The organism is Ornithinimicrobium sp., from assembly GCF_035267225.1.
Taxonomy (GTDB): Bacteria; Actinomycetota; Actinomycetes; order Actinomycetales; family Dermatophilaceae; genus Ornithinicoccus.
In genome coordinates this window covers 58,089-68,400 of the sequence record NZ_DATFMA010000067.1, presented here as the reverse complement: position 1 = coordinate 68,400, position 10,312 = coordinate 58,089, and the positions used below count along the sequence as shown (strand labels likewise).

The following is a 10,312-nucleotide window of genomic DNA, read 5'->3' as shown; positions in this document are numbered from 1 at the left end:
GCCCGCCACGGACGCCGTCGCCTCCGGTGACGTCGCTGTGGGCGCAGGAGCGTGGACCGCGGTGCACCATGCCTTCACGGCTCCGAACGAGGGCTTCCTGGAGCACCTGGAGGACGACCCGGGGGCGGTGCCGGCCCAGGCGTACGACATCGTGTGCAACGGCAACGAGATCGGGGGCGGTTCGATCCGCATCCACCGCCGGGAGGTGCAGGAACGTGTCTTCGCGGTGATGGGGCTGTCGGCGGAGCAGACCCAGGAGAAGTTCGGGTTCCTGCTCGAGGCGTTCAGCTACGGGGCGCCCCCGCACGGGGGGATCGCGTTCGGCTGGGACCGGATCGTGGCGCTGCTGGCCGGCTCGGAGTCCATCCGCGACGTCATCGCCTTCCCCAAGTCCGGTGGCGGGTTCGACCCGCTGACCCAGGCCCCGGCGCCGATCACGACGGCACAGCGCAAGGAGACCGGGGTGGATGCCGAGCGCCGCAGCTAGCGGCCCGCAGAGCCGGACGAGGCGGAAGCGTCCTGGTTCAGGCTGCCGTGGTCGGTGATTCCGAAGCGGGCGTGCACCGGCCGCAGGAAGCGCGGAGACCACCAGTTCCAGCCGCCCAGCAGCGTCATGGTCGCCGGCACCAGGACCATCCGGACGAGGGTGGCGTCGATGAACACCGCGGTGGCCAGCGCGAAACCGGTCTGCTTGATGGCCAGCATGTCACCGAGGGCGAAGCCGGCGAAGACGATGACCATGATCAGCGCCGCCGAGGTGATGATCCGCCCGGAGCGTTGCAGCCCGAGGCGGACGGCCTCGTCGTCCGCCAGACCGGCTTCGTGCAGCTCGATGATCCGGGCCAGCAGAAAGACCTCGTAGTCCATGGCCAGACCGAAGCCGAAGGCCAGCACCAGCAGCGGGATGATCGACTCCACCGCCCCGGCCGAGGCGAAGTCCAACACCCCCTCCAGGTGCCCACCCTGGAAGACCCAGGTGGTCAGTCCCAGGCTGGCGCCCAAGGAGATGACGTTCAGCAGGAGCGCCTTGGCCGGGATGACGACCGAAGCGGTGAGCAGGAACAGGAGGACGAACGTGGCCCCGGCGATCCAGGCCGCTGCGTAGGGCCCCCGGTCGAACATGGACTGCACGAAGTCAGCGAGGCTCGCGGCCTGCCCGGTGACGTAGATGTCGAAGTCCGGACGGTCGGTACGCAGCTCGTCCACGACCTCCCGGGCCGCGTCGTCGGAGGCCGAGCCGGACGTCGCGATCCGCAGCACCGCGACTTCGCCCTCCTGCTGGACCGGGTCGACCGCATCGACCCCGGCCAGCTCGGTGACCTCCTCCTCGGCCCAGGCCTGGACCTGCTGGGCCGGGGCCCGCGACACGACCGTGATGTCGGCGCCGGCCAGAGCGGGGTAGTCACGCTCCAGCATCTCGAAGAACTCGCGCTGCTCGGCGCCTTCCGGGAGGAGCTCGACTCCGGAGGAGGTCAGCCGCATCCCGAGGACGGGGGAGGCCAGCAGCAGCAGGACGGCCGCGCTGAGCACGACGGTCACCGCCGGACGTCGCTGCACCACACGAGCCAGGCGGGAGAACCACCCCTCGTCACTGCTCACCTCAGCGCCGCGGCGGCGGCCCAGGCGCCGTGCGGCCACGGCGCAGAGGGCTGGAACCAGGGTGAGCGCCACCAGCAGGGCTACCACGACGATCGAGACTCCCGCCGCTCCGATCGCCCGCATGATCGGAGCCTCGATGAGGGTCAGGCCAGACAACGAGATTCCCACGATGAGCGCCGAGAAGAGCACCGTGCGCCCGGCCGTGCTGACCGTCCCGACCACAGCGGCCTCGATCTGGGTCGTGTTGAGGTCCCGATGCTCCACGCCGGGCGCCACCGCGCGGACCTCCTCCCGGAACCGGCTCACGATGAGCAGGCCGTAGTCGATGCACAGCGCCAGCCCCATGACGGTGACGATGTTCACCACCGTCGCGTCCAGGTCCATGAGGTAGGAGAAGCCGAGCAGGATCGCCAGCCCTCCGCCGATCGAGGCGATGGCCCCGACGATCGGCATACCGGCCGCCACGAAGCCGCCGAAGACCACGATCATCACCACCAGCGAAGCCGGGATGGCCACGCCCTCACCGGTCTTCAGGTCATCGGCCACCAGAGCGTTGATGTCGTCGACGAGCTGGGTGAGGCCCCCGACGGTCACCTCGTCCGACACCGGCGCCAGCTCCTCGGCAGCGATCTCGCTCACCTCGTCCACGACCTCGCCCTGCTCGGCCTGGGACAGCTCGCCCGGCAGACTGACCACCACCATGAACCGGCCCGAGGCCGGGTCCGCGTCGGCGACGAGAGCGTAGGCCTCCTCGGCCTGGGGCCAGCCCGGCGTGGTCATCGGGGATCTGACCTCGGTGACGTCGGGGACCTGCCCGAGCTGCTCCACCACCTCGGCGACCGTTCGCGACGTCTCCGGGCCCAGGACGTCGGCCCCACGCACCGATACCAGGACACTCACGGCCTCCTCGCCCTGCTCGGCCATCAGGTCGTAGGCCTGCTGCGCCTCTCCCGGGGCTTCGAGCGTGCCCGAGGTGAGGCGGTCGAAGACCGACTGGCCGGTGAGCACGCCGAGGCTGGCGGCGAAGCTGAGCGTGGCGATGACCAGCCACGTGCCGAGGTACCACCAGTGATGGCGCGCGGTGCTCCTGCCCAACCGCACCAGCTTCGGGGCAGGAGGCCGCCGGTGGCGGCCAGGGGTGCGTGTCACGTCCGCTAGCCTGCCAAACGTGCCAGCGGCTGACGACGGCGACCTGTTCTCCTCCGGCGAACGGTCCGCGCAGGACCATCTGCAGCCCCTTGCGGCGCGGATGAGGCCGCGCGAGATCTCCGAGGTGCGCGGGCAGGCCGAGGTGTTGGCGACAGGCAGCCCCCTGCGTCGGCTCATCGAGGGCAGGGGTGGGGTTGCCGGGCCGCTGTCCGCCATCCTGTGGGGGCCACCCGGGACCGGCAAGACGACCCTGGCCCACCTGGCCGCGCAGGCCGCGGGGCGGGCCTTCGCCGAGCTGTCCGCGGTCACGGCCGGGGTCAAGGACGTGCGGGCGGTGCTGGACCGGGCGGCCGACGAACGGGCGCTCTACGGTCGTCAGCTCGTGCTGTTCCTGGACGAGATCCACCGGTTCAGCAAGGCGCAGCAGGACGCCTTGCTCCCCGGAGTGGAGAACCGGCTGGTCGTTCTGGTCGCCGCCACCACGGAGAATCCGTCGTTCAGCGTCATCGCCCCGCTGCTGTCGCGGTCGATCCTGGTGCGCCTGGAGCCGTTGACCGACGAGCAGCTCGACGAGCTGCTCACGCAGGCCCTGACCGAAGAGCGGGGGCTGGACGGGCAGTTCACCGTGGCGGCGGCCGCCCGGGAGCACATCGTGGCCATCAGTGCAGGAGATGCCCGTCGGGCACTGACCACTCTGGAGGCGGCCGCGGGCGTCGCGCAGGACGCCGCCGAGGACCCCGCCGGAGGTGCCGGCACGCTGATCTCGCTCGCTCACGCCGAGCAGGCGGTCGCCCGGGCGGCCGTGCGCTACGACCGGACGGGCGACCAGCACTACGACGTGGCCAGCGCGTTCATCAAGTCGATGCGCGGCAGCGACGTGGACGCAGCCCTGCACTACCTGGCCCGCCAGCTCGAGGCTGGAGAGGACCCGCGCTTCATCGCGCGCCGGATCGTCATCAGCGCCAGCGAGGACGTGGGGATGGCCGACCCGACGGCTCTGCAGACCGCCGTGGCCGCGATGCACGCGGTCGCGCAGATCGGGATGCCCGAGGCCCGTATCGTGCTGGCTCAGGCCGTGGTGCACAACGCGATGGCGCCGAAGTCGAACGCCGTCTACCTCGGCATCGACGCAGCCGTCGGCGATGTCCGCGCGGGCCGTGGCGGTGCCGTGCCGGCCGCCCTGCGCGGCACCGGGTACGCAGGTGCACAGGCCCTGGGGCACGGCGCCGGCTACCGCTACAGCCACGACGAGCCCGACGGCGTCGGCCCGCAGCAGTTCCTGCCCGACGACCTCCGCGATGCGCGCTACTACACACCGACCGACCGCGGGTTCGAGGAGCGGCTGGCTGCACGCTGGGCGTGGCTGAGGGACCGGATCCGCGGCACCTCGGCCGCGGGGCCGTAGCCGCCGCCCCACAGGGTGGCGCTCGCGCCCCGGTAGAGTTCGCCCAGGCGCACGCCCCGCAGACCCCGGCGCCGGCAGACGAAGAGGAGCTATGGAAACCGCCGAGATCCGTCGTCGCTGGCTGACGTTCTTCGAGAGCAGGGGACACGCCGTGGTGCCCAGTGCCTCGCTGGTCAGTGGCGACCCGACGCTGCTGTTCACCGTGGCCGGGATGGTTCCCTTCATCCCCTACCTCACCGGTCAGCAGACGCCGCCGTGGCCGCGAGCGACCTCGGTGCAGAAATGCGTGCGCACGCTCGACATCGACGAGGTCGGCAAGACCACGCGGCACGGCACGTTCTTCCAGATGAACGGCAACTTCTCTTTCGGCGACTACTTCAAGGAAGGGGCCATCAGCCTCGCCTGGGAGTTCGTCACCTCATCGCAGGACGCCGGCGGCCTGGGCTTCGACCCGGAGTCGGTCTGGGTGACGGTGCTGGAGGGGGACGAGGAGGCCATCGGCCTGTGGCAGAGCGTGGCGGGCCTACCGCCCGAGCGCATCCAGCGCCGTGGCCTCGCCGACAACTACTGGCACACCGGGGTGCCCGGGCCCGGTGGCCCGTGCAGCGAGATCTACATCGACCGAGGGCCGGAGTACGGCCCCGACGGAGGCCCCGCGGTAGACGAGGACCGGTTCCTGGAGATCTGGAACCTGGTGTTCATGCAGGAGGAGCTGAGCGCGGTCCGCTCCAAGACGGACTTCGACGTGGCCGGTGAGCTGCCGAGCAAGAACATCGACACGGGGATGGGCTTGGAGCGGGTGGCCTACCTGCTGCAGGGGGTCGACAACCTCTACGAGATCGACGAGGTGTATCCCGTCATCGCGGCGGCGGAGGACCTCTCGGGTCGTCACTACGGAGCACGGGAGAGTGACGACGTGCAGCTCCGGGTGGTCGCGGACCACGTCCGCTCCGCCCTCATGCTCATCTCGGACGGGGTGACCCCGGGCAACGAGGGCCGCGGGTACGTGCTGCGCCGTCTGCTGCGTCGGGCAGTGCGCTCGATGCGCATCCTCGGGGTCCAGGGCCCGTGTCTGCCCGCTCTCCTCCCGGTGAGCCGGGACGTGATGGCCGCCTCCTACCCCGAGCTGCTCCAGCAGTGGCCGTCCCTCTCCGCGGTCGCCTACGGAGAGGAGGAGGCGTTCTCGCGCACCCTGTCCAGTGGCACGGTGATGCTGGATGCGGCCGTGCGGCGCGCACGGGAGCAGGGGAGCCCCTCGATCGGCGGGCAGGAGGCGTTCGCCCTTCACGACACCTACGGGTTCCCGATCGACCTCACCCTGGAGATGGCCGCGGAGCAGGGCGTCCAGGTGGATGAGCAGGGCTTCCGCCGGCTCATGGGCGAACAACGCGAGCGGGCGAAGGCCGATGCCCGGTCCAAGCGCTCCAGTCACGGTGACACCACGGCCTACCGGCAGATCGCCGACCGGCTGGGCGCCGCGGTGGCCTTCACCGGCTACGACGAGGTGCGCTCGGAGTCCAGGGTCGCGGGGTTGGTGCGCCACGGTCACGTCGTCGCCGAAGCCGGAGCCGGAGACGAGATCGACATCGTGCTGGACCGCACGCCCTTCTACGCCGAGGGTGGCGGGCAGCTGGCCGACGGGGGTGAGATCCACCTGTCCGGTGGCGGGGTGATCGAGGTCCTCGACGTACAGTCACCGGTCTCCGGAGTCATCGTGCACCGAGCCAGAGTGCGGGACGGCAGCGTGGGCTCGGGGGAGCAGGCCTACTCCCTGGTAAACGTCGAGCGTCGGCGTTCGATCTCTCGCGCTCATACGGCGACCCACATGGTGCACAAGGCGATCCGAGAGGCCCTGGGCGACAGCGCCACCCAGGCCGGGTCGGAGAACGCGCCGGGCCGTTTCCGCTTCGACTTCAACGCCACCGCCGCGGTGCCGGCCAGCGTGCTCGCCGACGTGGAGGCCAGGGTCAACGCGCTGCTGCTGGACGACCTGCCCGTGCGGGCGGAGATCATGACCCAGCAGCAGGCACACGACGCCGGTGCGATGGCGCTCTTCGGCGAGAAGTACGGCGACCAGGTGCGGGTGGTCTCAGTGGGTGACTGGGCCAGCGAGCTCTGCGGCGGGACCCACGCGCGGCGGTCCGGCCAGCTGGGCGTGGTCAAGCTGATGGGCGAGTCCTCGATCGGGGCCGGTGTGCGCCGGGTCGAGGCACTGGTCGGGGCCGATGCGTACACCTTCCTGGCGCGGGAGCACGCCATCGTCGGTCAGCTCAGCGAGGCGCTCAAAGCCCGGCCCGAGGAGCTGGCCGAACGCGTCGACGGCATCCTGGCTCGCCTCAAGCAGGCCGAACGCGAGATCGCCGAGGCGCGTGCCCGGGCCGTGCTGTCGTCGGCAGCCGCCCTGGCCGGTCGCGCGCGCGACGTCGCCGGAGTCACCTTCCTCGGGCATGACGCCGGCGTCGGTGTGAGCGCTGACGACGCGCGCCGCCTGGTCGGCGACCTGCGCGGGCGGCTGGGCCACGAGCGACCCGTCGTGGTCGCGGTCACCGCGACCCAGCATGACCGGCCCGTGGTGGTCATCGCGACGAACGATGCGGCGCGGTCGCGCGGCCTGCGTGCGGGGGACCTGGTCAAGCCGGCCGCCGCCGAGCTCGGCGGCGGCGGCGGAGGCAAGCCGGACCTGGCCCAGGGAGGCGGCAGCGATCCGTCGCGGACGGTGCAGGCCCTGACGAGTGTGGAAACGGCCGTGGGGGAACGCGTCACCGCAGCGTCGTGATGCGGCCCGGAGTACGTCTCGGGGTCGATGTCGGTGCAGTGCGCGTCGGTCTCGCGGTCAGTGACCCCGACGGCCTCGTGGCGACTCCCGCAGGCACGCTCACTCGCGAGAGCCGGACCGGGGCGGACCTGAACGAGATTGCCGCACAGGCTCGTCGGCGCGGTGCGATCGAGGTGGTCGTCGGGCTGCCCAAGTCTCTGTCCGGCGCGGATGGCGTAGCCGCCGAACGGGCTCGCGACTACGCTGGGGCGTTGAAGCGCGCCCTGGACGGGGTTCCCGTGCGCCTGTGGGACGAACGCATGACCACCGTTGACGCCCACCGGCAGCTCCGCGACAGCGGGGTCGCTTCGCGGCGTCACCGTGACTCGGTGGACCAGGCGGCTGCTGTTCTCATTTTGCAGGCCGCTCTGGACGCCGAGCGCAGTACCGGATCTCCCGGTGGAGAAGTGCTCACCGGTCGAAAGCCGCGCCGGCGCGCCGGCCAGGATCGGCAGCAAGGAAGGCAGTCGTGAGCCAGCTCCCTGACGAGTCGCCCCTGAGCACCGGCCGCGGGCGCCATGCCCGGGCACGGCGCTGGCTCCAGCAGCCCGACGACGACCCGTACGGTGGGCTGGACGACATCTGGGCGGAGCCGACGGGCCGGGAGGAGCCCTACGACGCCTTCTACGATGACGCCTTCTACGATGACGATCTGCAGGAGATGGACCCGGACATGGTGGAGCACTTCGACGAGGCGGCCGAGGCTCAGTACCACGCCCGTCGCCGCCGCTCGCCGTGGATCCGCTGGGGTTCGCTGCTGGTGGCCCTGGTGGTGGTGGTCGCCGGCGGCTACTTCGCTTTCGGGGCGGTGTCCGGGATGCTCCCGACGTTCGCGGGGGGCGGTGAGGAGGTCGAGGACTACTCGGGGCCGGGCACCGGTGAGATCGTCGTGGAGGTGCCCGAGGGCGCCGGGGGCGCGACGATCGCCCGGGTTCTGGCGGAGAACGACGTCGTGGCCAGTGCCGACGCCTTCACTGCGGCCGCGGCGGTGGAGCCTGAGTCCACGAGTATCCAGCCCGGCTCCTACCGGATGGCCGAGCAGATGAGCGCCGAGGGAGCGCTGGAGCGGATGCTCGACCCGGAGTACCGCGAGGTCAGCGCCGTGACGGTACGAGAAGGTCTGTGGAAGGAGGAGGTCTTCGCCGCGCTCGCCGAGGGGACCGGTCATGAGGTATCGGACTACGAGGCGGTGGACGCGAACGAGATCGGCCTCCCAGCGGCCGCGGACGGGGAGATGGAGGGCTACCTCTTCCCGGACACCTACTCCTTCGGACCCGAGGACACCCCCACCCAGCAGCTGAGCGACATGGTCGAGCTGGGCGAGACCAAGTACGCCGAGCTCGGCCTTCGGGGTGAGCAGCTGGACACCGCCCTGGTCAAAGGCAGCCTGATCCAGGCGGAGGGTGCCTTCAGCGACGACCTGCCGAAGATCGCGAGGGTGATTGAGAACCGCCTGGACGAGGACCAGCCGCTCGGGTTCGACTCCACCATCCACTTCATCTACTCCGAGCGGGGTCGGGCCGGCACCACCGACGCGCAACGCGAGAGCGACAGCGCGTACAACACCTACACGCTGACCGGGTTGCCGCCCGGGCCGATCAACAGCCCCGGTCTGGCCGCCATCAAGGCCGCCATCGATCCGGCCCAGGGGCCATGGCTCTACTTCGTCACGACCAACCCCGACACCGGGCAGACCAAGTTCGCGGTGACGTTCAAAGAGCACAAGAAGAACGTCCAGGAGTTCCAGCGGTGGTGCCGGAACAACCGCGATGCCTGTTGAGTCGAGGAGCCGCCCGCGACAGGCGGGAGTGGTCGGCTCACCCATCGAGCACTCGCTGTCCCCGGCGCTGCACCTCGCCGCCTACCGTGCCCTGGGGCTGCGGCAGTGGTCCTACCACCGCAACGAGGTGCCGGCTGGTGGCCTGGAGTCCTTCGTCGCGGGGTTGCCCGACTCGTGGGTCGGCCTGTCGGTCACCATGCCCGGAAAGGAGGAGGCGCTCGCTCTGGCCGACGAGGCCACACACCGGGCCACGCTCGCCGGGGCCGCCAACACACTCATCCGCCGGACCGATGGCTGGTGGGCGGACAACACCGATGTGGACGGCATCCTGAGCGCGCTGACCGAGGCCGGGTGCCAGCACACCGAGACCGCGTGGGTGCTGGGCTCCGGGGCCACCTGCCGCTCGGTGCTCGTGGCCCTGCACGAGCTGGGACTGCGTCGGGTGACCCTGCAGGTGCGCTCCACGGCGCGCCGGGCCACCCTCGTGCTGGCCGACTCCCTTGGCATCGAGACCGTCGTGCGGGACTACGACGAAGGGGGCCCGGGATGGGACTGCTTCGACGTGGCGGTGAGCACGGTGCCAGCCCATGCCTCCCTGCCGATGCCCCCGAGGCGCCTCTGGGCCCATGGGGTGAGTGCGCCCACGCCGGTGTGGGCGATGGACGTGACCTACCAGGTCGACAGCGACTGGGCTGTGAGACTGGGCGCCGCCGGAGCGACACGGGTCTCCGGTGCGCAGATGCTGCTGCACCAGGCGGCCCGGCAGGTGCAGCTCATGACGGGCCAGGAGGCGCCGCTCGCAGCAATGCGGACGGCCTTGGCCGCGGGTCGGGTTCACCCCGCCACGTGATCGCGCAGGCGCCGGGATGGGCCCTGGGTGTCGCGCTGCTCGCGGCGGTGAGTGGCATCCCCCTGCGACGCGTCTTGCAGCGTCTCTCCTACCGCGCCGAGTCGGAGAGCGGAGCCGAGCATCCCGGATCCCGTTGGTGGGTCCCGCCGGTGCTGGGGGGCCTGGGCTGGCTGCTGGTCACCCGGGTCGGCCAGGAGGCCACGCTCACGGCGCCGGCCCAGGCGGTGTTGCTGATCACGCTGCTGCTGGTCGCCTTCGGATGCGTGGCTCTCGCGGCCATCGACCTGGACGTCCACCGTCTACCCGACCGGCTCCTCGCGCCGTGCGGCGGCGTTCTCCTGACCGGTCTGAGCCTGGTGTCCCTGCTCGGGGCGGGCGCCGGCCCGTGGTGGCGTGCCCTGCTGTGTGCACTTGCCAGCGGCATCTTCTACCTGCTGCTTGCCTCACTGTCGCTCGCTCGCGGATCGGTGGCCGTGGGGTTGGGCGATGTGAAGCTCTCCCTGCTCCTGGGCGCGGCTCTGGGCTGGTTCGGCGTCGGTAACACGGTCGTGGGGGTCTACGCGGGCTTCGTGGCCGGGGGGGTGATGGCGTTGGCACTGTTGTTCACCCGCCAGGTGAGCCTGCGTGGCCACGTGGCCTACGGACCCCCGATGATGGCGGGGGCGCTGGTCGGCATCATGCTGCCCGCAGGCAGCGTGGCGTCACTGTTCTGAC

At 71.1% G+C, this 10,312-nt stretch carries 8 protein-coding genes; 7 read left to right on the top strand and 1 reads right to left on the bottom strand.

Annotation, left to right across the window (positions count from 1 at the left end; genetic code table 11):
* Window positions 1–487 (top strand): amino acid--tRNA ligase-related protein (locus VJ976_RS05900; protein WP_324099182.1); only part of this gene is annotated, 487 nt, incomplete at its 5' end.
* On the opposite strand, the gene VJ976_RS05895 is transcribed toward VJ976_RS05900, so the two are convergent.
* Window positions 484–2,748, bottom strand: a complete 2,265-nt coding sequence (locus VJ976_RS05895; protein WP_324099181.1) for an MMPL family transporter — start codon at window positions 2,746–2,748, stop codon at window positions 484–486. The genes VJ976_RS05900 and VJ976_RS05895 overlap by 4 nt on opposite strands.
* 100 nt (window positions 2,749–2,848) lie before the next feature.
* On the opposite strand from VJ976_RS05895, the gene VJ976_RS05890 reads away from it, so the two are divergent.
* The 6 genes from VJ976_RS05890 (at window position 2,849) to VJ976_RS05865 (ending at window position 10,311) form a co-directional block, all read left to right on the top strand.
* On the top strand, window positions 2,849–4,153 hold the full coding sequence (locus VJ976_RS05890) for a replication-associated recombination protein A (RefSeq protein ID WP_414693572.1): 1,305 nt from the start codon (window positions 2,849–2,851) through the stop codon (window positions 4,151–4,153).
* Between the two features lie 91 nt (window positions 4,154–4,244).
* On the top strand, window positions 4,245–6,929 hold the full coding sequence (alaS, locus tag VJ976_RS05885; protein WP_324099180.1) for an alanine--tRNA ligase: 2,685 nt from the start codon (window positions 4,245–4,247) through the stop codon (window positions 6,927–6,929).
* The gene (ruvX, locus tag VJ976_RS05880; protein ID WP_324099186.1) at window positions 6,929–7,441 is read left to right on the top strand and encodes a Holliday junction resolvase RuvX; all 513 of its coding nucleotides are present in this window, start codon (window positions 6,929–6,931) and stop codon (window positions 7,439–7,441) included. Before alaS ends, ruvX begins: the two co-directional genes overlap by 1 nt.
* On the top strand, window positions 7,438–8,748 hold the full coding sequence (mltG, locus tag VJ976_RS05875) for an endolytic transglycosylase MltG (protein WP_324099179.1): 1,311 nt from the start codon (window positions 7,438–7,440) through the stop codon (window positions 8,746–8,748). The genes ruvX and mltG overlap by 4 nt, the downstream gene beginning before the upstream one ends.
* Window positions 8,738–9,598 carry a shikimate dehydrogenase gene (locus VJ976_RS05870; RefSeq protein WP_324099178.1) on the top strand — a complete coding sequence of 287 codons (861 nt, stop codon included), beginning with the start codon at window positions 8,738–8,740 and terminating at the stop codon, window positions 9,596–9,598. The genes mltG and VJ976_RS05870 overlap by 11 nt, the downstream gene beginning before the upstream one ends.
* Window positions 9,595–10,311, top strand: a complete 717-nt coding sequence (locus VJ976_RS05865) for an A24 family peptidase (RefSeq protein ID WP_324099177.1) — start codon at window positions 9,595–9,597, stop codon at window positions 10,309–10,311. The genes VJ976_RS05870 and VJ976_RS05865 overlap by 4 nt, the downstream gene beginning before the upstream one ends.
* Window position 10,312: the final 1 nt, after the last annotated feature.